Origin of the sequence: Ensifer sp. NPDC090286 (assembly GCF_044769565.1) — a bacterium.
In the GTDB taxonomy this organism is placed as follows: Bacteria; Pseudomonadota; Alphaproteobacteria; order Rhizobiales; family Rhizobiaceae; genus Ensifer.
This window is the reverse complement of sequence record NZ_JBIVYF010000004.1, coordinates 35951-58195: the sequence shown is the minus strand read 5'-3', so window position 1 is coordinate 58195 and position 22245 is coordinate 35951. Positions and strand designations below refer to the sequence as shown.

The window sequence follows — 22245 nt, the reverse complement described above, 5'->3', positions numbered from 1 at the left end:
TTCGGACGATAAGGCCTTGCTTGGTCGCGCACGTGTGCCTGGGCGCAGATTTTTTCATGCCCACAGGATTCCCAAGTTGACAGATATCAACACATCGTCCAACATATATATACAACGTCTTCTAATGTTGGACAATAGCAAAAAGAAAGAAAATCCGAATGGCAGTCCGCCCTCTTTCATCCGTGCTGAAGACACTTGCTGCATTTGACTGTGTTGCGGCCGCTGCAGAACCGATGCGGCTGGCCGAGATCGCCAAGCAGCTCGGTGAAGCCCGAGGCGCTGCCCATCAGCGCCTCGTCACACTGGTTGAAGCCGGCTGGATCGAGCAGACGCCAGATGGTCGCTACCGGCTGACACTGCGGGTCGTCAGTCACGCGGCGATGGCGCTGGAGCAGTCCAATCTCGGCGCGCGTTTTGCGGGTGTACTCGAGGAAATGGTGACGCAGAGCGGTGAAACGGCCTCGCTTGCAGTCCTCGATGGCAAGGATGCCGTCATCGTTCGTCGGGTGGAATCGCGCGGTGTTCTTCGGGCCGACCTCAAGGTTGGCGCGCATCTCAGGCTCGATCGTACCGCCTTCGGCCGCGTGCTTGCCTCCCACGCACGCCCAGAGATCATTGAGCGGCTGCGTGTGCAGGACGTCAGCCTTCCTGACGACGACATGATGGCGCTGGTTCGCCAGCAGGGCTATGCGATTTCGGAAGTCGAGGGCCCACGCACTGTCTCGGCTGTCGCCGCCCCCATCCTGGACGCCCAGGGCGAATGCATCGGCGCACTGGCCCTTTCAGGCCCCTTCCAAGGTTTTGACACTGAAAAATGCGCTGGGATCGTCGTTGCGGCAGCGGCGGCGAGCTCCGGGCGTATGCGAGGAGACCAATAAATGACCGCCCTTAGACGACCCGCTCCCGAGCCGGACGCTTACCGCATCGCGCGGCTGATGCGTTCAGCCGGAGAAATGATGGCGCCTGAACGCCTGGCCGCCATCCAGCCGTCCCGCATCAGCGCGTCGCGCGCGCTGCTGAGCCAAGCAATCCGGGGACGCTGGCAGATCCTGTGCAAGCGCTTCGAGATCGATGAGAAGGGCAACGGTGTTGCCGAGTACCGTATCGATATCGGCAGCTGGCGCTTCAGCTTCCCCGTCTACTCTTTCGAGCCCTCGCCCCACGGCCGCACCGGGCGGATCATCGGCCGAGCCTGGGACATGATGGGCGCACTGGTCGAGGGCGACATGAGCCCGGCCGATTTCGAGACCACGCGCAGCGAGCTTCCCAAACTCTACGAAGGGCGCGCCACGCCGGGCACGCTTATCTGGTGCCGCTCCAACCGCAGCGGACGCTTCTTCGAGAGTGCCCGTCAGGCGCTGACCACGGGACGGCAACCGGACGTCGCCGAACTTGCGCAGACTTGCTACCTCATGCGCAACACCGGTCTCGACGGCAACGGCACATTCGGAACAAAGACATTTCTTGCGTACGAAGGCGACCATCCGCTTCGCTGGTCACTCGCCGCCCAGATGCTGTGCGCCTATATGATGCGCGTCTTTGCCCAGGACCTGCTGCAGCATCTTGTCCGCCTCGGCTCGCCGCAGGCGCCGGACATGGCCAAGGATCTTCGCCGTTTCTTGGGCGTTGGAAACGGCTCGGCGCTCGGTCTGATGTTGTTCGTCAACAACCATCCGCGACTGATCGAACGCTGGCTCTTCGTTCGCGAAGAGGCAATTGCTCGCGCCAAGGCCATTCTTCCCGATGAAGCGGGCTCGCAGATCTCCAAACTGCTGACCCTCGTCGACAAGGCGATCACGTTCCGCACCCAGGATCGTGCAGCCTACGAAAACTTCACGCGCTCCGACGTGCTTGCAGAAGAACTGCAGATCATTCGGCGCGCCGTCGCTGACCTGCTGCAACGCTGGCAAGCGGGCAACCGCTTCGAGGCCGAGCCCCTTGCAGAACTCGCCGCTTCCCTTGAGGGGCTGTCCATGCGGAAGCCATGGAAACCCTTCATTCTCTCCTGATCGAGCTGGTTCCTGAAGAGGCTGACGCTTTGGTCTCGAGCCTGGTCATCGACGAAGAGCTGACGGGGCGACCGGAAATGCCGGTTCACCGGCTGCGCGACCTGATCCGCAACGACTACGCCTGGGCCTTCAACCTCAACCTCGAACTTCCCGCCTCCGAGCGCTATGTTTGGTACAAGTCGGTGACTGCGGAAGAACCGCGTCGCGGACTGACAACAGAGGTCGGCCAGGATGTCGTCAATCTCGGCCTCGACCTGCCACGCCTCGTCGTTGCGCTTGATCGCGACCTCGCTAGCGCCGACCCGAACCTCAGCACGGCCCGCTTCCTCCTCGCCCATCCGGAGCACCGAGCCATCGCAACTCGCGTCCAGGCGCTTGCCGGCACGAGCCTGCATTCGCCCCAGGCCGACATCATGAGCGGCTCGTTTACGCCAGCTCATATCACCCGTCTCCTCAATGTCGGCATTCACGGCATCGACAAGACACGCGACTTTCTCGACCGCAACCTGCGCGGCGTCCTTTTCCATGGTGCGCCCATTCCCGAAGACATTGCTTCTGGGAGCGCCGACGAGATGTGGTTCTATCCTGCGGAGCCAAACCTGTGAGCACTTGCCAGTCCAATCTTCCTACTTCCATGACCGTCAGCCTGCGCGAGATGCGAATGGTGTTCGAGCGCCTGCTTCAGGTCACCCGTATCGAAAGCGGCATCGTGCCGGCCCTTCGCGATTGCGCACTTTATTCGGCCGCTCTCGGCCTCGGTGGGTTTTCTCGGCTGACGACAACACTCGAGTCGATCAGCAAGGCCATTCCCAAAGCCCTGACGCTCGACTCATCGGATGATCTCGTCATCGACTGTGGCGGCCAGCATGCCTGGCTTGCCGCCGACGCTGCTCTCGATCTGGCGGTCGATAACCTGAAGACGGGTGGCGGCGGTATTGTCACCGTACGCAACGCTGCGGAGATCGACGAATTGCGCGTCATTGAGGCGCTGGCGCAGCGCTTCGGCTTGAAGGCAACCGTCGCTGTCAGCGCCGATCGCGCGGCTATTGCCGTCACGCCAGCGACCGATCCCAAGGATATCGCCCTGCTCGACAGGATCCGCCGCAATGGCGTTGCCGTCGACGCGGCAACCTGGTGGGAACTCTACCATCGCTCGGCGCAAGCCCTCGCGCCCGACAGCTATCTTTCGCGCCGCCATGCCGGACCGATCATCGTTGAGGCCGACGGCAAGGTGATCGGACGCCAGGACGAGGATGAGACCGATTTTTCGTTGCTTCTCGCTGACGCGCCCAAAAGCGCCGCTTCCGCCAAACATTGAACGGAATGACCATGATTATCGATGCTCTGCAATGCGGCCATTTCAACCGCGAATCCTTCGAAGCCCTGAAACGTGGCGGCTACAGCGCCGTCACACCGACGCTCGGATTCTGGGAAGGGACGATGGAATCGCTGGATTCGCTTGCCCGCTGGCGCGATATGGAGCGTGACAACGCTGATATCGTCCTCATTGCTCGTACAGCCGCCGATATCGAAAAGGCCGAGCGCGAGGGCAAGCTAGCAATCGTGCTCGGCTATCAGAACTCCAACCTCTTCGAAGACCGCATCGCCTATGTGGAGTTCTTCGCCGAGCTCGGCGTTCGTGTCGTCCAGCTCACCTACAACAACCAGAACGAACTCGGCGGCTCCTGCTACGAGGAGAATGACAGCGGACTTGCCCGTTTCGGCAGGGACGTCGTGCGCGAAATGAACCGCGTCGGCATGCTCGTTGATCTCTCGCATGTCGGAGATAGGACCACGCTCGACGCGATCGAATGGTCCGAAAAGCCCGTAGCGATCACTCACGCCAACGCGGCCTCGCTCTTTGCGCATAAGCGCAACAAGTCCGACAAGGTGATCAAGGCGCTTGCCGAGCGTGGCGGCGTGATCGGTTGCGTCGCTTACCGCAACATCACGCCCGACAGCGCTTGCGCCACGGTCGACGGCTGGTGCAAGATGGTGGCGCGAACGGTCGACATTGCCGGCATCGATCATGTCGGCATCGGCACCGACATTTCTCACAACCATACCCAGCGTGACTACGACTGGATGCGCAAGGGACGCTGGACGCGCTCCGTCCAGTACGGCGCCGGATCGGCGGCTACCCCTGGTGCCGTGCCGAAGCCGGAATGGCTGTTGAAGCCGGAAAACCTTCAGGACGTGGCGCAGGCGCTCAAGCGCGTCGGTTTCAACCAGGAAGAGGCAAACAAGATCCTCAGAGACAACTGGCTGCGTCTCTATGGAGCGGTCTTCCGCGCCGACTGATCGACAGCAAAACGGAATCCAACAACAGAAGGGCCGCCGCCAGGATCGCGAGCGGCCACAGGGAACAGCAATCAACGACCGTTCGACTAAGGAGAACAACGAATGGATACGTTCAAAAAAGCATCGGCAATCCCGGTATCGCGACGCGCGGTACTCGGTGCGGGCCTCTTCGGGGCCGCAATGCTCGCATCGCCCTTCGTGCGCCGCGCAAGCGCAGAGGGCAATGTACTTTATGTCAACACGTGGGGTGGCGATTGGGAGGCCTCCGTCAAGAAGTTCCTCTTCGATCCCTTCACAGCGGATACCGGCATTGAGATCCGTACGGTCTCTCCGATCTCGTTTGCCAAGCTCGCAGCGCAGAAGACCACTGGTGTCTTCGAGTTCGACGTTACCACGCTCGGAGTCGCCGACGTCGCCCGTGCGAATGCAGCTGGCCTTCTGGAAACACTGGGTGACCACGTCGATGCCTCGAAACTGTGGCAGGGCGCCATTTATGAAAACGGCCTCTCGACCCATGGCTTCGCCACGCAGATGGCCTACAACAAGACGAAATACCCGGACGGCCTGAAGAACTGGGGGGATTTCTTCAACGTCGAAAAATTCCCGGGCAACCGCAGTCTGCAACGTCATGCCGCCCGCGTTCTGGCCATCGCACTGCTCGCCGACGGTGTTTCGCCCGACCAATTGTTCCCCTATGATCTCGACCGCGCCTTCGCCTCGCTCGACAAGGTCAAGGACAATGTGCGTGTCTGGTGGACAGCAGGTCCGCAGGCCCGCCAGATCCTGACGGATGGCGAGGTCGATATGGCCGGCCTCTGGGACAGCGATGCGGCCGGCGCCAAGAAGGCGTCCAAAGAGCCGATCGAGATCGTTTGGGATCAGGCGATCGTAGACCAGGCGTGCTGGATCGTCGCCAAGGATAGCCCACGAGCTGAAAACGGCTTCAAGCTGATCAGCCATATCGGCCAGAATGCCGAGGGCCTCGCGAAGTTCTGCATCGCCGACCAGAACGGCCCGATGAACCCGAAGTCGTTCGACTTCATCCCGCCTGACGTGGCCAAGACGATGCCGACCTATCCGGATCACCTCGCCCGCGCCGTCATGCTCGACGGCGCCAAGCTGACGCCGCAGATCGACGAACTGACCAGCCGCTTCGAGAGCTGGGTCGGCCTTTGATGTGAACTCCCGGTTCCGCGACAAGCGGAACCGGGAGCATCTGAAACAGGTGCATTGCCCGCAGGCGCCTCGCCGCTGGCATGAGGATCGGGTTACCCCCGATCAGGGTACTGAGGGAGCAGTGACATGAAACAGAGATCGTTTTCGCCAATTGCGGAGGGGCCGATACCGCTGATGGCCCCGGCGGCGGTCTTCCTCGCGGTGTTCTTCCTGGTGCCGCTTGCCTATGTCGGCTGGATGAGCATCTCGCAGCCCGTGCTCGGCCTACAGAACTTCGGGCGGCTGCTGCATTCGAGCCTGTTTGCGTCCGTGCTTTATCAGACCTTCAGGACCGCCTTCCTGGTCACCGCACTTGCGCTCCTGTTCGCCTATCCACTGGCCTATGCGGCCGCCAACGGATCGAAACGTTTCGCGACCTTCCTTTTGACCGTGGTCGCTCTCTCGTTCTGGACGAGCTATCTCGTGCGCACCTATGCCTGGATGGTTATCCTCGGCAACCAGGGACCGGTCACAGCACTCCTTTCCTGGATCGGCTGGGATCCCGCGCCCAAACTCCTCTTCACCACCTTCAGCGCAACGCTTGCCATGACCCATGCTCTCATCCCATTCATGACCATGTCGCTGTTCTCGGTGATGAAGCGCATCGATCCGCTCTATGTCCGCGCCGCCGAAAGCCTAGGCGCCAGCCCAGTTCGGGCCTTCCTCGCGGTATATCTGCCACTTTCGGCACCCGGCGTCGTCAATGGCTGTACGCTCGTCTTCATCTCGTGCCTCGGCTTCTACGTGATGCCCGTTCTGCTCGGCAGCCCGCGCGACCAGATGATCGCAGGCATCATCGGCGATCAGATCGAACAGACGCTCGACTTCGGACTTGGATCCGCTATCTCGATCGTGTTGCTCGGTCTAACGCTCGCCGTCTACGCCCTTTACAACCGCTTCTTCGGCCTTGACCGGCTCTGGGCAGGAGGTGGCCGATGAACCCGTTCGTCCGCGCGCTGGCGCTCCTCATCGCCTTTTTCGTCGCTGCACCGATGTTCATCGTCATCCCGATGTCCTTCAGTTCCGCCGCCTCGCTGACTTTCCCGCCGCCGGGCTATACGCTCGCGAACTACATCAATTTCTTCTCGGACCCGAACTGGACCGAACCGCTGGTCAACAGCATCATCATCGGTCTCGGCACGGTCTTCGTGACGCTCTGCCTTGCCATCCCAGCGTCCTTTGCCCTGGTGCGACACGTTTTCCTCGGCCGTGGCCTGTTCAATCTCGTGATCATGCTGCCGATGATCGTGCCGACCATCGTCATGGCGCTCGGCTACTACATGTACTTCGGGCAACTGCGCCTGGTGCAGAGCTACCTTGGCGTCATCCTCGCACATAGCTGCATCGCCATGCCGATGGCGACACTGATCCTGACGGCAGCACTCAAAGGATTCGACCGTTCTGTCGAACGCGCCGCCATGAACCTTGGCGCATCGCCGTTCACGACGTTTCGACTAGTCACCTTTCCGATACTGCGCCCCGCCTTCACCGTTGCCGGCCTTTTTGCCTTCATCGCCTCCTTCGACGAAGCCGTTATCGCGCTCTTCATCTCCGGCCGAGACAAGGCAACCCTTCCGCGCCAGATGTTCAATGCGGTCCGCCAGGAGGCGGATCCCACGATCTCGGCGGCATCTTCCTTCCTGTTCCTGCTCGTTCTGGCTGGCGTCTGCGTCTGGCTTGCGCCGCAATTCGTGCGCCGCCGGTCCGGTTCCACACGTCAGCCGATGGAAAACGGCGCAACCAACACCGCTACCGCGGCATCCTGATCAAGGAGCAAAGCCATGAACGCCCGTTCCCTCACACTTCTGAACGTCAACAAAAGCTACGACGGCAAGCATATGGCGGCCGACAACGTGTCGCTCGACATCAAGGCCGGGGAATTCGTCTCATTCCTTGGACCTTCCGGTTCCGGCAAGACAACGACGTTGATGATGATTGCCGGTTTCCAGCATCCAACGAGCGGCGAAATCCGCCTCGGCGAGCGTGCCATCGACAAGCTGCCGCCGCACAAGCGAAACATCGGCATGGTCTTCCAAAACTATGCGCTTTTCCCGCACATGACGATTGCCGACAACGTCGCCTTTCCGCTTCGCATGCGGAGCGTAGAGAAGACAGAGAAGGAACGCCGGTCGCGGGAGGCGCTGGCCAAGGTCGGACTGCAGGGCTTCGAGAAGCGCGTTCCCTCGGAACTATCCGGCGGGCAGCAACAGCGTGTTGCCCTTGCCCGCGCGCTCGTCTTTGAGCCCGACATCATTCTGCTCGACGAACCGCTCGGCGCCCTCGACAAGGCGCTTCGCGAGCATATGCAGGTGGAGTTGAAGCGCATCCACCGCGACCTCGGCGTAACCATGGTCTATGTCACCCACGACCAATCCGAAGCGATGACCATGTCGGACCGGATCGCCGTTTTCAACGAGGGACGCATCGAGCAGGTTGGTACCCCGAACGAGATCTATTTCGCACCGAAGACCCGTTTCGTCGCCTCCTTCATCGGGGACAGCAACATTATCGCGGCCACTTCGCTTGGCGATGGCCAATTCGAGACGCCAGTCGGCGTCGTCGAAACCAAGGTCGCAAGTGGCAACCGAAACAGCAAGGCCGAACTCCTGCTGCGTCCGGAAATGATCCGTCTGGCTGCCGGAGCGGAGGCTCAGCGTCAGCCGATGAAGATCGACAGCACCATCAACTACGGCGACAACCTTCTGGTCATCGGCAAGCTCGGCACGCAGGCGATCCGCATGCGTGTACCCGGAGCCGATGCGCGAAGGCTCGACGGCGCTTCCGAGTGCCACGTCACCTGGCGAAGCGAAGACGTGCACGTCATTGCCTGACGACTGCCACGCGCTATTCAAGCATACCCCCTGGAGCCTGCCATGAACGATCGTCCCAACTCCCTCCACGCCCTGGACCGGCAAAGCCTCGTCCATCCCTACACCAACCTTGCGGTTCACCAGGAAGTGGGTCCGCATGTAATCACCGGCGGTGAAGGCATCTACGTCGTCGACGATCAGGGAAAGCGCTACATCGAAGGTCTCGCCGGCCTCTTCTGCGCGGGACTGGGCTTCAGCGAACCGCGTTTGGTGGAAGCGGCGACGCGGCAGTTGAAGACGATGCCGTTCTATCATTCCTTCGCCCACAAATCGACGGAACCCGGGATTCGCCTTGCCGACAAGCTGCTCGAAATGGCGCCTGTTCCGATGTCGAAGGTGTTCTTCGCCGGCTCTGGCTCCGAAGCGAACGACACGGCGATCAAGCTTGTCTGGTACTACAACAACGCGGTCGGACGACCTGAGAAGAAGAAGATCATTTCGCGCCGGAAGGCCTACCATGGCGTAACGGTCGCGACTGCCAGCCTGACGGGCCTGCCGTTCAACCATCGTGACTTCGATCTGCCGATTGCCAACATCCTCCACACCGATTGCCCGCATTACTGGCGCTTTGCCGAAGCCGGTGAGAGCGAGGAAGATTTCGCAACCCGGCTCGTCGCCAATCTAGAGGCCATGATCCTCGAGGAGGGCCCGGAGACAGTAGCCGCCTTCTTCGCCGAACCGGTGATGGTCTCTGGGGGAGTGATCACACCACCAAGGACCTATTTCGAAAAACTCCAGGCGGTCCTGATGAAGTACGACATCCTTCTGGTGGCAGACGAAGTCATCTGCGGCTTCGGGCGTACGGGCAACATGTTCGGGTCGGAAACCTACGGGCTCAAACCGGACATGATCAGTTGCGCAAAGCAACTTTCGGCCGCCTACATGCCAATCTCCGCTTTGATGATTAACGAGAAGATTTCTGACGCCCTCCTCGACCAGAGCCGCAAGATCGGAACATTCTCGCACGGCTACACCTATGGCGGTCATCCTGTTGCCGCGGCTGTCGCGCTGGAGGCCCTGACGATCTATCAGGAGATCGACATCGTCTCCCACGTGCGCACCGTCGGCCCACGCTTTCAGGAGGGCATCGCCAAGCTCGGCCAACATCCACTGATCGGTGAAGCCCGCGGTGTGGGTCTTGTCGGCGGCCTCGAATTCGTCAAAGACAAGGTGACGAAAGAGAACTTCCCGCCCGCCTGGCAGGTCGCCAACCATGCCGGCAAGTTTGCAACCGAGCGCGGCGTCCTTACGCGCGGGCTTGGCGACATGGTGAGCCTGTGCCCGGCCATGATCATCTCCGAAGACGAGATCGACGATCTCATGAAGCGCATGCAGCTTGCCCTCGACGACACACTTTCGTGGGCACGCAGCCAAGGCTACATCGCATGATGCCGGAGATTGCCATGTCCACCCGCCCGCCCCATTCCTATGAACGGCTTGGCATGCTGATCGGCGGCCGCTGGATCTATGAGACCGAGCGGAGCGACGCTGTCTTCGACCCCGCCACCGGCGCGGTCATCGGCTATTTGCCCTGCGCCACCGATGCCGACCTTGCGGCCGCCGTCGCTTCCGCGCAGCGTGCATTCGAAAGCTGGAAGGATCGCTCACCGCTCGACCGCGGGCAGATCTTGCGGCGCTTCGCCGATCTTGCCCGAAACCACGCCGAGGAGGTCGGACGCAGCATGGTCCTTGACCAGGGCAAACCGCTCACGGAAGCGATCGGCGAGATCAGATTTGCGGCCGACCATGCCGATTGGCATGCGGAGGAAGCGCGACGCATCTACGGCCGCCTCATCCCCTCGCGTGATCCGCGTGTCCAGCAGGCCGTTACCCGCGAACCCGTGGGCGTCTGCATTGCCTTCACCCCCTGGAACTTTCCCTTCAGCCAGGCGCTTCGCAAGGTCGTCGCGGCTTTGGCGAGCGGCTGCACGATCATTCTCAAGGGTCCGGCGGAAGCGCCCTCCTCCACCGTCGCGATCGGCCGGCTTATGCAGGAGGCGGGCCTACCCGACGGTTGCCTCAACATCGTCTGGGGATCGTCTTCGTATATTTCCGAGACGCTGCTTGAGGCCCCCGAAGTGAAGAAGATTTCCTTCACTGGATCTGTAGAGGTCGGCAAATTGCTCGCTTCGCTCGCTGGCCGCCATATGAAGCGTTCTACGATGGAGCTCGGCGGCCACGCTCCAGTTATCGTCTTTAATGACGCAGATATTGACGCGTCCGCCGACGCGCTTGCCGCGCAGAAGGTCCGCAACGCCGGACAGGTCTGCGTTTCGCCGACACGCTTCTACGTTCAGGAAAGAGCGTATGACCGTTTCCTTTCACGCTTCGCCGAAAAGGTGTCCGCCACGAAGGTTGGCAATGGCTTTGACGAAGGTGTGCAGATGGGTCCGCTCTGCCACGCCCGCCGGGTGACGGCCATGGAAGGCTTCGTACAGGATGCCCGCGAACGGGGGGCGGAGATCGCGACCGGCGGCAATCGCATCGGCAATGCAGGCTTCTTCTATGCGCCGACGGTGGTCGCCGGCGGCTTCGACGCGTTGCGGCTGATGACCGAGGAGCCCTTTGGTCCCATTGCGGTCGTCACACCGTTTTCCGGTTTTGACGACGTGATTCGCCGCGCCAACAGCCTCCCTTTCGGCCTTGCGTCCTACGTGTTCACCGCATCCAGCAGTCGGGCCCAGCACACCGCACAAGCGATTGCCGCCGGGATGGTCAGCATCAATCACTTCGGCCTGGCGCTACCCGAAACGCCTTTCGGTGGCATCAACGACAGCGGCTATGGTAGCGAAGGCGGAACTGAAACCTTCGACGGTTATCTCAACACGAAATTCGTGACCCGCTTCGACGCGCGACCCGAATGAGCCGCACTATACTTTTTGGAGAACAAAATGTTTGAAGCCATCGATACCGGATCAGACCCCTGCGATGTGCCGGTCAGCGAAGTCGTCCGCGCCGGCAATCTCGTCTGGTCGGTCCATATTTCGGAAGACCCCGTCAATGGCGACCTCGTCACCGGCGACATCGAAGCCCAGACGCGCCGAACACTCGGAAATCTCGACATCGCAATCCGTGCGGCGGGCGGCACGCTCGCCGATGTCGTGCAAGTCCAGGTTTTCCTCACCGAAAGATCGGACGCACCAGGCATGAACAGGGTCTATGCCGAGTTCTTCAAGGAGCCCTATCCGGTACGTGCGACCGTGGTCGTAAAGGAGCTCTTGGCCGAAGGCCTTCGCATCGAAATCCTTGCCCACGCGGTTCTCGGAAACAGCGCATAGGGGCCGATCATGTTTGAGAAAATCGAAACGGGTATCGCTTCGTCAAAAGCGCCTCTGAGTGCCACGGTCAAGGCAGGGCGCATCGTGCGCTCCGCGCATATTGCTAAGAACCCGGCGACCGGCGAGCTGATCACTGGTGACATCAAGACACAGGCACGTCAGGTGTTCCTGAACCTTCGACAGGCGCTCGAGGCGGCAGGCGGCACGCTCGCCGATGTCGTGCAAATTCAGGCATATCTTACGGATAAGGCCGACGCAGCCGGCATGAACCAAGTTTACCGGCAGTTCTTTTCGGCTCCCTATCCTGTTCGCGCCACCGTCGTGGTCGATCTTCTCTCGGACGGGATACGCCTGGAAGTACTCGCAACCGCTATCCTGTCTTCCTCGGCGTGACGATCATGCCCTGCCTGTAAGCCAACGGTTACCCTCCTGTGGCGTTGCGAGCGCCCCCTCGATACATTATGCGATCCCAGATGCACACAACGGAAACAAACACGGCACATTCGTCGCGTCGCCCTGAAGCGTCGACCTTCCCGACCTGATCGGATCAATCAATTTGCTGTCGCCAGAAACTTTTAGCTCAATGGTCAGAGCCGTCGGCTTGAAATCGATTGGCGGCAGCATTCGCCACCTGCTTCCATTTTTTGATCTGAAGAGCAAGTCGCGCGATGGGGTACATCGAAGCGATTCGTTGGGCCAGAAAGATAATGCTGTCCGCAGACAGGAGCGCTCAATCCATCCTGCGAAAAGACCCTCTTGCTGACTAAGCTGCGGTCGCTTTGAGCCACTCAATAAACGCTCGCGAGCTTTCTTTCTTCGGCTTTCTCGCCGGGGTTACGACGAAGTATGCTGCTCTCGTTTGGATCGACGCGTCCGTCAGCCGTACCAGCCGCGATTGCTGAATGAGATCGGAGACCAAACGGCTCCAGCCAAGCGCTATGCCCTGTCCGTTCATGGCGGCGTAGATCGCCTCGGTGTAGAAGCTGCATCGCAAGCCACGGCCCTTCTTGGCCGTCTTGACTGAGAAGGCCGCGAGCCATTCGTCCCAGCCCGTCCAAGTCGGGTCGTCTATATCGCTTGAGATCAGCGGATGACCGACGAGGTCTTGCGGCGTCCGGATTGGAGTGGCTGCCTGCAAATAATCCATGCTACAGATCGGGAAGACCTCGTCCTCGAACAGAAACTCCGCCTGGCCGTCCGCCCAGGTGCCTGTCCCGTAACGGATCGCCAGATCCACATCGCTCGCCTCGATGCTCGTCCGAGTATCCTGCGTGATGATGCGAAGCTTGATTTCGGGGTGCGCACGCGAAAATGCGGCGATCCTTGGGAGCAGCCAGAAATGCGAGAAGGAGATGGTCGCAGAAATCGCCAGCTCGTCGTCTGCCCCTTCCGACCGAAGATCGGCGACGGTGTCGGCAATCAGGTTGAACGCATCACCGGCTGCCGCGGAAAGCAGCCTGCCCTTTTCCGTCAGTTCGATCTTGCGGTGCAGCCGTCGAAACAAGGGGAAACCGAAATCGTCTTCCAGCACATGAATTTGCCGACTGATCGCTGCCTGGGTCACGCCGAGCTCCATTGCAGCCCGTGTGAAGCTGGACAGACGCGCCGCCGCCTCAAAGGCGGTCAAGGCGGTCAGCGGCGGCAATTTCTTTCTCAGGTTTGCCATCTTTTTCCATTACATCTGGTAATGTCACGCGTGCATATTTATGCCGTTGAGCGCCTGCGACACCTGAGCGATCCTACCTTTGGAACCCATCGACCTCTCGATTGGCACATAAGGTGGAATTATGCTGCAGACATTTTCTTCTCCCATATCGTCGCTACTCGATGCAAGAGCGGAAGGACATTCGCTTCCGGCGGATCTCTATACGCGAGAGGATGTCTTCGAGGCGGACCTAGAAGTCTTTTTCCGCCGGCACTGGATCTGTATCGGCCTTGAATGCGACGTGCCAGAACCCGGGGATGCAACGGTTGTCGACATCGGCAAGACGAGCCTCATTCTCCTTCGTGACGACGACGGCGAGATCCGCGTCATGCACAACGTTTGCCGTCACCGCGGTTCCCGTCTGCTGGATCCGGGCAAGACGATCGTTTCGAAACTCGTCTGTCCCTATCACACCTGGACCTATGAACTGACGGGCGAGTTGAGTTACGCGCCCCACATGGGCAAGGGCTTCGACAAGGAGTGCCGCAGCCTCAAGCCCGTCACCTTCAAGTCGGTCGGCGGTCTCATCTATGTCTGTCTTTCGGAAAACCCGCCCGAAGACATCGACCGCCTCGTCGACGTGATGGCCGAACGTCTTGCTCCCTACGACATCGGCAATGCCAAGGTGGCCTATGAATCCGATCTCATCGAAGACGGCAACTGGAAGCTCACGATCGAGAACAACCGGGAATGCTACCACTGCTCCGCCAACCACCCCGAACTCTGCGTCTCCTTCGTCGATCTCGATTTCGGCTTTGACCCGGAGGCATTGAGCCCGGAAGATCGCGCGCAGGCAGAGGAGCATTTTTCTCTTTATGAGGAGCGCACCAGGTTGTGGGAGGCCGATGGCTACCCGTCATCCGCTGTCGAGCAATTGGTGGACTGCACCACCAATTTTCGAACTCAGCGGCTGATCATTTCTGGCGCGGGTGAAAGCCAGACCCCCGATGCAACCGCGGCCTCGGCAAAGTTGCTTGGCACCATGTCACGCAAGGACCTCGGTGACATGCATCTCTGGGGCCATAACGGCTGGAACCACTTCATGGGCGACCATGCGGTCGTTGCGATCGTCATACCGCTTTCGGCCGGCAAGACGCTCGTACGCACGAAATGGCTCGTGCATAAGGATGCGGTCGAAGGCGTCGACTACGATCTCGAAAAGCTGACCAACGTCTGGATCGCCACGACCGAGCAGGACGCCGAACTCGTCGCCCGTTCCCATGCCGGCGTCGAGGATCCGGCCTATGTGCCAGGCCCTTACTCACCGTTCTCCGAAACCAACCTCGACAAGTTTGCGTCGTGGTACATCGACCGGATGCGCGCCCATGGATACTAAGACCACTTTTTCCCCGGCAGAACGCCTTGAGCTTGTGGACCTGTGGAAGCGCGACACGGATGAAGATCTGGTCTGCATCGACGTGCATCAGGAAACGCATGACGTAAAGACATTCACCTTTGCGTCCACGCAGGGCAAGCGTTTTGCCTTCGAGGCCGGCCAATACTTCCTGTTCGACCTTGATGTCGACGGCGAACCGGAAAGCCGTTGCTACAGCATCTCGTCGTCACCGAAGCGCAGCAATGCGTTTTCGGTGACGGTCAAGCGTGTGGCCGGCGGCAAGATTTCAAACTGGTTCCACGACAACATGGCGATCAATGCCAGGATCAAGGCGAACGGCCCTCTCGGCCAGTTTACGCGCCCGAACGCCAGGAAGTATCTGCTTCTGTCCGCAGGGTCAGGCATCACGCCTGTCATGGCGATGGTTCGCGAGCTCGCCGACACGTGCGAACCTGCCGACGTCGTCTTCATGCATGCGGCGCGAACCCCGAAGGACCTCATCTTTCGCGAAGAACTCGCGACACTCGCCAACAGGGTGAAAGGCCTGCGGCTTCAGTTTCTGCCGGAACTCGTATCCGGCGAGGCCAATTGGCCCGGACTGACCGGACGTATATCGCCGGCCTACATGAAACTTGCGGTGCCGGATATTGCCGAGCGCGTCGTGATGTGTTGCGGTCCGGCGCCTTTCATGGCGGCGGCGCGCGCGATCACTGGCGAATTGGGCGTCACCCCGGCGAACTACATCGAGGAGAGCTTTGATGCGGCCGCGATCGACGACGCTGATGTTGCCGTTGTCGATGAGCCTGCCACCCGAACATTCCAGGTGGAGTTCTCCAAGCAGGCTCGCAAGCTCGAGATAGCGGGCGAGCAGACCGTGCTTTCCTGCGCGAAGAAGGCAGGCGTGAAGCTTCCCTCATCCTGTTCGAACGGCGTATGCGGCACGTGCAAGTCCAAGCTCGTTTCCGGCTCGGTCGAGATGAACCACAATGGCGGCATCAGGCAACGCGAAATCGATGCCGGGCTTTTCCTGCCCTGCTGTTCGAAGCCGCTGAGCGATCTCGTCATCGACCGCTAGGCACGCCGGTTGAGTGATCCCGACCCAGCCATCGCTGGGCCGGGATATGTCATGCCGGGAGCGCGCCGCTCTTCTTGGCAGCCCATGTGGCGATCACATCCATCAGGACCGGGTTGAGGCAATCATAGGGTTCAAGTCCCAGCTCGCGCAGCCGACCGCGCACGCCGTCCATTTTCGCTGGATCGTAGCCGCTCTCGATGATCGAGGAGACGAAGGCGGCAAAGCCGGGCTTCGCCCAGCCGCTTTCCTGGAACCGTTCGGGATGCAGGAAGGAAAGGCCTTTGAACGCATGATCGCGTTCGACCGGGCCGTACATGTGCACGCCACACTCCTTGCAGGCATGGCGCTGGATCAGCGCTGCCGGATCCACAACGGCGAGCTTGTCGCCGTTTTCGAGCACCTCGACATTGGCCGTCGGCGCGACGGCGACGACCGAGAACACGGCGCCATCGGGTTTCCAGCACTTGGTGCAGCCACAGGCGTGGTTGTGGGCGATGTCACCCTTGACGCGGACCTGCACGGGATTGCTCGCGCAGTTGCAGACGATCGTGCCGCCGGAAAAGGCGGCGTCCGTCGCCTTGAACCCGCCGTCGATGGATGGATGGATCGCTATGCTTGGCATGGGCTTCTCCTCCTTGTGGCCGGTGCACGACGCCCGGCGCCCGTTGGCGCCGCCCGCAGGAGCGCGGCGGCGCGAAAATGCGCTTTCAGTCTGGAAACAGTCCTCAACCCGCACTCAATATAGCACCACCGAGCGGATGCTCTCGCCCGAATGCATCAGTTCGAAGCCCTTGTTGATGTCTTCGAGCGGCATGGTGTGGGTGATCATCGGATCGATCTGGATCTTGCCCTCCATGTACCAGTCGACGATCTTCGGCACATCGGTGCGCCCGCGCGCGCCACCAAACGCCGTGCCCATCCAGGTGCGGCCGGTAACCAGCTGGAACGGACGGGTGGAGATCTCCTGGCCGGCGCCGGCAACGCCGATGACGACCGACTTGCCCCAGCCGCGATGCGAGGCTTCGAGCGCCTGGCGCATCACCTTGGTATTGCCGGTGCAGTCGAAGGTGTAGTCGGCGCCACCGATCTGGTCGGCGCCGCGCTTGGTCATGTTGACGAGGTAGGGAACGATGTCGTCGCCGACTTCCTTCGGGTTGACGAAATGCGTCATACCGAAGCGCTCGCCCCAGGCCTTCTTGTCGTTGTTGAGGTCGACGCCGATGATCATGTCGGCGCCGGCAAGACGCAGGCCCTGGATGACGTTGAGGCCGATGCCGCCGAGACCGAAGACGATCGCGGTCGCGCCCATTTCCACCTGTGCGGTGTTGATGACCGCGCCGATGCCGGTCGTCACGCCGCAGCCGATGTAGCAGATCTTGTCGAACGGCGCGTCCGGGTTGACCTTGGCAACCGCGATCTCCGGCAGAACCGTGTAGTTGGCGAAGGTCGAGCAGCCCATGTAGTGGTGGATCTTGTCCTTGCCGATCGAGAAGCGCGAGGTGCCGTCCGGCATCAGGCCTTGCCCTTGCGTCGAGCGGATCGCGGTGCACAGATTGGTCTTGCGCGACAGACACGACGGGCAGGAGCGGCACTCTGGCGTATAAAGCGGAATGACATGGTCGCCGTTCTTCACCGAGGTAACACCCGGGCCGACGTCGACGACGATGCCAGCACCCTCATGGCCGAGGATCGCCGGGAACAGGCCTTCCGGGTCCGCACCCGACAGCGTGAAATCGTCGGTGTGGCAGATGCCTGTGGCCTTTACCTCGATCAGGACTTCGCCGGCCCGCGGGCCTTCGAGCTGAACCGTCATGACCTCAAGCGGCTTGCCTGCCTGAACGGCAACGGCGGCGCGTACATCCATCGTCGAATTCCCTCTTTTGGTGGCTTAATGGCGGAAGTGGCCGGCCGCGGATCGACCAGCCAGCTATCAAATTGGATGGCCTTGAACGCTCACGACGCCTTCTGCAACTCCGGCAGAGCATCGAACAGGTCGGCAACCAGGCCGTAGTCGGCGACCTGGAAGATCGGCGCCTCTTCGTCCTTGTTGATCGCGACGATGACCTTGCTGTCCTTCATGCCGGCGAGGTGCTGGATGGCACCGGAAATGCCGCAGGCGATGTAGAGATCGGGCGCGACGACCTTGCCGGTCTGGCCGACCTGCCAGTCGTTCGGCGCGTAACCGGCGTCGACGGCAGCGCGCGAAGCGCCGACGGCAGCGCCGAGCTTGTCGGCAACCGGCAGGATCACTTCCTGGAACTTCTCGGACGAGCCGAGCGCACGGCCGCCGGAGATGATGATCTTGGCAGAGGTGAGCTCCGGACGGTCGGACGACGACAGGGCGTCGGCGACGAAGGAGGAAACGCCGGGGTTGGCGGCAGCCGAAACGCTTTCGATCGCAGCCGAACCGCCTTCAGCGGCGGAAGCGAAGGAGGCGGTGCGCACGGTGATGACGCGCTTGGCTTCCGTCGTCTGCACGGTCTGGATGGCGTTGCCGGCATAGATCGGGCGCAGATAAGTGTCGGAAGAGACAACTTCGATGATTTCGGAGACCTGGCTGACGTCGAGCAGCGCTGCGACGCGCGGCATGACGTTCTTGCCGACCGAGGTCGCGGCTGCAACGATCGTGTCGTAGTTGCCGGCGAGCGAGACGATCAATGCTGCCAGCGGCTCGGCGAGGTTGTTGGCCAGCGAGGCGTCGTCGGCGACGAGAACCTTCGAAACGCCCGCAAGCTTGGAGGCCTGTTCGGCCGCAGCCTTGGCGCCGGCGCCGGCAACGAGAATGTGCACGTCGCCGCCGATCTTGGAGGCAGCGCTCAGCGCCTTGGCGGTCTGGTCGGAAAGGTGGTTGCTGTCGTGATCAGCCAGAAGAAGAATGGCCATGATGATGTCTCCCTTTCCTGAACTTAAAGTACGCCGGCTTCGGTCTTGAGCTTTTCGACGAGCTCGGCGACCGACTTGACCTTGATGCCAGCCTTGCGGCCCGACGGCTCCTCGGTCTTCAGCACCTTGAGGCGGGCTGACGTGTCGACGCCGAAGTCGGCCGGCGACTTCTTGTCGAGCGGCTTCTTCTTCGCCTTCATGATGTTCGGCAGCGAGGCGTAGCGCGGCTCGTTCAGGCGCAGGTCGGTGGTGACGACCGCCGGCAGCTTGATGTCGATGGTCTGCAGACCGCCGTCGACTTCGCGCGTCACCCTTGCTGTGCCCTCTGGCGCCTTGCCGTCGCCGATCTCGACCTTGGAGGCAAAGGTGCCCTGTGCCCAGCCCAAGAGAGCCGACAGCATCTGGCCGGTCTGGTTGCTGTCATCATCGATCGCCTGCTTGCCGACGATGATCAGGCCCGGCTGTTCGGCCTCGGCCACACCCTTGACGATCTTGGCAACCGCGAGCGGCTCGACCTGGTCTTCGGTCTCAACCAGGATGGCGCGGTCGGCGCCCATGGCAAGTGCTGTGCGCAGCGTCTCTTCGGCCTTGGCCGGACCGACGGATACGACGACGACTTCCTCGGCCTTGCCGGCTTCCTTCAGCCGCAGCGCTTCTTCGACCGAGATTTCGTCGAAGGGGTTCATCGACATCTTCACGTTCGCAAGTTCGACGCCCGAACCGTCTGCCTTCACGCGGATCTTGACGTTGTAGTCAACGACCCGCTTCACCGTCACAAGTATTTTCATGGCAACATTTCTCCCACGCTCGGTTGAGCGCTTTTTCGTCAGTGTCTTGGTCGATCCGGCAACAGCGCCCAGAAGGCGAATAGTGGCCTTTCGCGCGAACGCATGGCGTGCCTGATGCCGGGAGGATTGTAGAACGATCCGCCTACCCCCGGCGTAAACCATTCGGAATCACCGTGTTGAAACTCTCCTTCCGACAGGACGAGATAGGTTTCTTCGGGCGCGTGGTCGTGGTCAGGGTAGCGCACGTTCGGCGCCATCAGCGTCGCGCCGAGCCAAAGATCTCTTCGATCCTCCAGGCCGCCCGGACCAACGATCATCGCATTGCCATGACCGGCCAGGAAATTCTCGCTCGCCGTGTGATCATAGACCGAGCGCCAATTCCATTCGAGCTCAGGCTCAAGCGCCTTGAAGCGTTCGATCAGCACGTCGAGTGATGCTCGCCCGGTGCACGTAGCCAGCATCTGATCCAGGTAGTGGTTACAAACGGGAAGACGCTTGCCCATGTCTAAGCGTTGCGGTTGCGTCGTTTCAAGCTGGGCAAACATCTGCATGATTGACCGGCGTGCTCTCAAATCCTGGGCGAATTGGTCGAACGCGACGAAAGCCGCATCGAGAAAGCCTTGCAGAGCTTCGCGTCGCACCATCGTCAAAGGTCCTTGGCCAGACGCAGCGCGTCGTAGATCGCCGCATGCGTGTTTCGGGCCGCGACCGCGTCGCCGATCCGGAAGAGCTGGTAGGCGCCTTGCGGATTGCGTTCAACCGATTGCGGGCTGCCGACAATGAGCTCGTCGTAGGAGACTTCGCCGAGGTTCCTCGATCCGGGCTTCAGTTCGAAGTAGAGGTCGTCGAGCGGAATGGTGCCGTGGTTCACGACGATCTGGTCGAAGGTCTGTTGCTTGGCGATGCCGCCATAGTCGCTGCCGACATGGGCGACGATCTGATTGCCGCTCTTCTCCGCTGCTTCCAGCCGGTAGGTGACAGTAAATTTCACATCGAGTTTTTGCAGCGAACGCATGTAGGGAACGAGGTTCATCGCCATGACTTCCGGCGCGAAAGACCGGTCCGGGGTCATGATCTCGACCTTGGCGCCGGCTTTGGCGAGGAACTCGGCAGCCTGGAGGCCAGCATGGTCGCCGGCGTCGTCGAAGACGAGGACATTCGTGCCCGGCTTCACGTCGCCTGAGATGATATCCCAGGAGGAAACGACAAGCTCGTTACCCTTCGAAAGAACCTCCGTGTGCGGCAGTCCGCCCGTAGCGACGATGACCACGTCGGGCGCTTCGGCAAGTACAGTGTCAGCCTCCGCCCAGGTGTTGAACCGGAAGGAGACGCCGAGCTTTTCGCACTGGCTCATGCGCCAGTCGATGATGCTGATCATCTCCCGCCGGCGCTCGCTCTGTGCTGTCAAGCGGATCTGGCCGCCCGGATTGTTCGCCGCCTCCAAAACCACGACCTCATGTCCCCGCTCCGCAGACACGCGAGCGGCTTCAAGGCCAGCAGGGCCAGCCCCCACGATCACCACCTTCTTGCGAACGGCAGCCTTCGGGATGCGATGCGGCATTGTTTCTTCGCGGCCGGTCGCCGCATTGTGGATGCAGAAGGCCAGGCCCCCTTGATAGATCCGGTCGAGACAGTAGTTGGCGCCGACGCAGGGGCGGATATCATCCTCGCGCTTTTCCATGATCTTGCGCACGATATGGGGGTCGGTCATGTGCGCGCGGGTCATGCCGATCATGTCCACCTTGCCGGCAGCGATCGCGTGACGGGCGGTCGCCACGTCCTGGATCTTCGCGGCATGGAAAGTCGGAAACTTGGTTGCCGCGCGCACGTCGCCGGCAAAATCCAGATGCGGCGCGCTTGCCATCCCCTGGATCGGGATGACGTCGGTCAGGCCCGGATCCGTATCGATATGACCGCGGATGACGTTCAGGTAATCGATGAGACCGCTTTCCTTGAGACGGCGGGAGATCTCCAGGCCTTCGGCCTTTCCGGTCCCGCCGGGAAGACATTCGTCTGCCGTATAGCGAACGCCGAGGATAAAGTCGTTGCCGACCCTTTCGCGCATCGCCTTGAAGACGTCGAAACAGAAGCGAAGGCGATTGTCGAGCGAACCTCCATAGGGTCCGTCAAGCTCGTTGGTCAGTGGCGAGGTGAACTGGTCGATCAGATGCCCGTAGGCTTCCAGCTCGACACCATCCATGCCGCCCGCCTTCATGCGTTCGGCGGCGTCCGCAAAATCCTTGATGATACGCTCGATGTCCCAGTCTTCGAGCTTCTTGGGAAAGGCGCGGTGCGCTGCCTCGCGATGGTGGGAGGGCGCAACGACCGGGAGCCAGTCGCCCTTGTCCCAACGGGTACGCCTGCCGAGATGCGTGAGCTGGATCATGATCGCAGCGCCTTCGTCATGCACGGCGTCGGTCATCTGCCGGATCCACGGCACGATCTCGTCCTTGTAGGCGAGCAGGTTGTTGAACACCGGAGGGCTGTCCTTGGAGACGGCGGCAGAGCCGGCCGTCATCGTCAGCGCCACGCCGCCCTTTGCCCGCTCGACCGTATAGGCGCGGTAGCGGTCCTTCGGCATACCGTCCTCCGGGTAGGCCGGCTCATGGGAGGTGACGATGATGCGGTTGCGCAGGGTCAAATGCTTCAACTGAAACGGCTGAAGCAGGGGATCGTTCGACATGCGACGGGCTCCGGTCTATGGGGATTTATCACAACGGTAAGCGGAAATGTACATATGTGTCAACAATCAAAAACACCATAGTTTGGTAAATCGACATACATG

At 61.0% G+C, this 22245-nt stretch carries 20 protein-coding genes and 1 pseudogene; 14 read left to right on the top strand and 7 right to left on the bottom strand.

Annotated elements, in window-relative coordinates; genetic code table 11:
• The first annotated feature begins 158 nt into the window (after positions 1-158).
• The 12 genes and pseudogenes from ACIQUG_RS20850 to ACIQUG_RS20795 all read left to right on the top strand — a co-directional run bounded on the left by ACIQUG_RS20850 (position 159) and on the right by ACIQUG_RS20795 (position 12066).
• Complete coding sequence (locus ACIQUG_RS20850) at positions 159-878, top strand: IclR family transcriptional regulator (protein ID WP_402323815.1); 720 nt, start codon at positions 159-161, stop codon at positions 876-878.
• Positions 879-2614, top strand: a pseudogene (locus tag ACIQUG_RS20845) (hypothetical protein).
• Entirely contained in the window at positions 2611-3327 is a 717-nt protein-coding gene (locus tag ACIQUG_RS20840) for a hypothetical protein (RefSeq protein WP_402323814.1), read from the top strand. The pseudogene ACIQUG_RS20845 and the gene ACIQUG_RS20840 overlap by 4 nt, the downstream one beginning before the upstream one ends.
• 11 nt (positions 3328-3338) lie before the next feature.
• Positions 3339-4310 carry a membrane dipeptidase gene (locus ACIQUG_RS20835; RefSeq protein ID WP_402323812.1) on the top strand — a complete coding sequence of 324 codons (972 nt, stop codon included), beginning with the start codon at positions 3339-3341 and terminating at the stop codon, positions 4308-4310.
• Positions 4311-4412: 102 nt separating this feature from the next.
• Complete coding sequence (locus ACIQUG_RS20830; RefSeq protein ID WP_402323811.1) at positions 4413-5486, top strand: extracellular solute-binding protein; 1074 nt, start codon at positions 4413-4415, stop codon at positions 5484-5486.
• Between the two features lie 126 nt (positions 5487-5612).
• A complete protein-coding gene (locus ACIQUG_RS20825) occupies positions 5613-6464 on the top strand; it encodes an ABC transporter permease (RefSeq protein WP_402323810.1) in 852 nt (283 codons plus the stop codon).
• Complete coding sequence (locus ACIQUG_RS20820) at positions 6461-7291, top strand: ABC transporter permease (protein WP_402323809.1); 831 nt, start codon at positions 6461-6463, stop codon at positions 7289-7291. The genes ACIQUG_RS20825 and ACIQUG_RS20820 overlap by 4 nt, the downstream gene beginning before the upstream one ends.
• Before the next feature lie 15 nt (positions 7292-7306).
• A complete protein-coding gene (locus tag ACIQUG_RS20815) occupies positions 7307-8356 on the top strand; it encodes an ABC transporter ATP-binding protein (protein ID WP_402323808.1) in 1050 nt (349 codons plus the stop codon).
• Positions 8357-8398: 42 nt separating this feature from the next.
• The gene (locus ACIQUG_RS20810; RefSeq protein ID WP_402323806.1) at positions 8399-9784 is read left to right on the top strand and encodes an aspartate aminotransferase family protein; all 1386 of its coding nucleotides are present in this window, start codon (positions 8399-8401) and stop codon (positions 9782-9784) included.
• Between the two features lie 14 nt (positions 9785-9798).
• The gene (locus tag ACIQUG_RS20805; protein WP_402323804.1) at positions 9799-11259 is read left to right on the top strand and encodes an NAD-dependent succinate-semialdehyde dehydrogenase; all 1461 of its coding nucleotides are present in this window, start codon (positions 9799-9801) and stop codon (positions 11257-11259) included.
• A gap of 27 nt (positions 11260-11286) precedes the next feature.
• Complete coding sequence (locus tag ACIQUG_RS20800; RefSeq protein WP_402323803.1) at positions 11287-11673, top strand: RidA family protein; 387 nt, start codon at positions 11287-11289, stop codon at positions 11671-11673.
• Positions 11674-11682: 9 nt separating this feature from the next.
• A complete protein-coding gene (locus ACIQUG_RS20795; protein WP_402323802.1) occupies positions 11683-12066 on the top strand; it encodes a RidA family protein in 384 nt (127 codons plus the stop codon).
• Positions 12067-12436: 370 nt separating this feature from the next.
• On the opposite strand, the gene ACIQUG_RS20790 is transcribed toward ACIQUG_RS20795, so the two are convergent.
• Positions 12437-13339, bottom strand: a complete 903-nt coding sequence (locus ACIQUG_RS20790; RefSeq protein ID WP_402323801.1) for a LysR substrate-binding domain-containing protein — start codon at positions 13337-13339, stop codon at positions 12437-12439.
• Between the two features lie 121 nt (positions 13340-13460).
• On the opposite strand from ACIQUG_RS20790, the gene ACIQUG_RS20785 reads away from it, so the two are divergent.
• Together ACIQUG_RS20785 and ACIQUG_RS20780 are read left to right on the top strand one after the other, a co-directional pair.
• Positions 13461-14714 (top strand): SRPBCC family protein, encoded by a 1254-nt coding sequence (locus ACIQUG_RS20785; protein WP_402323800.1) that lies wholly within the window; start codon positions 13461-13463, stop codon positions 14712-14714.
• The gene (locus tag ACIQUG_RS20780; RefSeq protein ID WP_402323799.1) at positions 14704-15789 is read left to right on the top strand and encodes an FAD-binding oxidoreductase; all 1086 of its coding nucleotides are present in this window, start codon (positions 14704-14706) and stop codon (positions 15787-15789) included. Before ACIQUG_RS20785 ends, ACIQUG_RS20780 begins: the two co-directional genes overlap by 11 nt.
• A gap of 49 nt (positions 15790-15838) precedes the next feature.
• Here the strand turns inward: ACIQUG_RS20780 and gfa are convergent, their stop codons facing one another.
• The 6 genes from gfa to ACIQUG_RS20750 form a co-directional block, all read right to left on the bottom strand.
• Complete coding sequence (gene gfa / locus ACIQUG_RS20775; RefSeq protein WP_402323797.1) at positions 15839-16411, bottom strand: S-(hydroxymethyl)glutathione synthase; 573 nt, start codon at positions 16409-16411, stop codon at positions 15839-15841.
• Positions 16412-16525: 114 nt separating this feature from the next.
• Positions 16526-17653: an S-(hydroxymethyl)glutathione dehydrogenase/class III alcohol dehydrogenase gene (locus ACIQUG_RS20770; RefSeq protein WP_402323796.1), complete on the bottom strand. Its 1128-nt coding sequence runs from the start codon at positions 17651-17653 to the stop codon at positions 16526-16528.
• 89 nt (positions 17654-17742) lie between these two features.
• Complete coding sequence (locus ACIQUG_RS20765) at positions 17743-18672, bottom strand: electron transfer flavoprotein subunit alpha/FixB family protein (RefSeq protein WP_402323794.1); 930 nt, start codon at positions 18670-18672, stop codon at positions 17743-17745.
• Positions 18673-18695: 23 nt separating this feature from the next.
• The gene (locus ACIQUG_RS20760; RefSeq protein WP_402323793.1) at positions 18696-19460 is read right to left on the bottom strand and encodes an electron transfer flavoprotein subunit beta/FixA family protein; all 765 of its coding nucleotides are present in this window, start codon (positions 19458-19460) and stop codon (positions 18696-18698) included.
• 38 nt (positions 19461-19498) lie between these two features.
• Positions 19499-20104, bottom strand: coding sequence for a dimethylsulfonioproprionate lyase family protein (locus ACIQUG_RS20755; RefSeq protein ID WP_402323792.1), 606 nt, complete (start codon positions 20102-20104; stop codon positions 19499-19501).
• A gap of 2 nt (positions 20105-20106) precedes the next feature.
• Complete coding sequence (locus ACIQUG_RS20750; RefSeq protein ID WP_402323791.1) at positions 20107-22143, bottom strand: FAD-dependent oxidoreductase; 2037 nt, start codon at positions 22141-22143, stop codon at positions 20107-20109.
• Positions 22144-22245: the final 102 nt, after the last annotated feature.

Coding starts and splice junctions, on each gene's coding strand:
- ACIQUG_RS20850 (WP_402323815.1), top strand. CDS start 159: ATGGCAGTCCGCCCTCTTTCATCCGTGCTGAAGACACTTGCTGCATTT.
- ACIQUG_RS20835 (WP_402323812.1), top strand. CDS start 3,339: ATGATTATCGATGCTCTGCAATGCGGCCATTTCAACCGCGAATCCTTC.
- ACIQUG_RS20830 (WP_402323811.1), top strand. CDS start 4,413: ATGGATACGTTCAAAAAAGCATCGGCAATCCCGGTATCGCGACGCGCG.
- ACIQUG_RS20825 (WP_402323810.1), top strand. CDS start 5,613: ATGAAACAGAGATCGTTTTCGCCAATTGCGGAGGGGCCGATACCGCTG.
- ACIQUG_RS20820 (WP_402323809.1), top strand. CDS start 6,461: ATGAACCCGTTCGTCCGCGCGCTGGCGCTCCTCATCGCCTTTTTCGTC.
- ACIQUG_RS20815 (WP_402323808.1), top strand. CDS start 7,307: ATGAACGCCCGTTCCCTCACACTTCTGAACGTCAACAAAAGCTACGAC.
- ACIQUG_RS20810 (WP_402323806.1), top strand. CDS start 8,399: ATGAACGATCGTCCCAACTCCCTCCACGCCCTGGACCGGCAAAGCCTC.
- ACIQUG_RS20805 (WP_402323804.1), top strand. CDS start 9,799: ATGTCCACCCGCCCGCCCCATTCCTATGAACGGCTTGGCATGCTGATC.
- ACIQUG_RS20800 (WP_402323803.1), top strand. CDS start 11,287: ATGTTTGAAGCCATCGATACCGGATCAGACCCCTGCGATGTGCCGGTC.
- ACIQUG_RS20795 (WP_402323802.1), top strand. CDS start 11,683: ATGTTTGAGAAAATCGAAACGGGTATCGCTTCGTCAAAAGCGCCTCTG.
- ACIQUG_RS20790 (WP_402323801.1), bottom strand. CDS start 13,339: ATGGCAAACCTGAGAAAGAAATTGCCGCCGCTGACCGCCTTGACCGCC.
- ACIQUG_RS20785 (WP_402323800.1), top strand. CDS start 13,461: ATGCTGCAGACATTTTCTTCTCCCATATCGTCGCTACTCGATGCAAGA.
- ACIQUG_RS20780 (WP_402323799.1), top strand. CDS start 14,704: ATGGATACTAAGACCACTTTTTCCCCGGCAGAACGCCTTGAGCTTGTG.
- gfa (WP_402323797.1), bottom strand. CDS start 16,411: ATGCCAAGCATAGCGATCCATCCATCCATCGACGGCGGGTTCAAGGCG.
- ACIQUG_RS20770 (WP_402323796.1), bottom strand. CDS start 17,653: ATGGATGTACGCGCCGCCGTTGCCGTTCAGGCAGGCAAGCCGCTTGAG.
- ACIQUG_RS20765 (WP_402323794.1), bottom strand. CDS start 18,672: ATGGCCATTCTTCTTCTGGCTGATCACGACAGCAACCACCTTTCCGAC.
- ACIQUG_RS20760 (WP_402323793.1), bottom strand. CDS start 19,460: ATGAAAATACTTGTGACGGTGAAGCGGGTCGTTGACTACAACGTCAAG.
- ACIQUG_RS20755 (WP_402323792.1), bottom strand. CDS start 20,104: ATGGTGCGACGCGAAGCTCTGCAAGGCTTTCTCGATGCGGCTTTCGTC.
- ACIQUG_RS20750 (WP_402323791.1), bottom strand. CDS start 22,143: ATGTCGAACGATCCCCTGCTTCAGCCGTTTCAGTTGAAGCATTTGACC.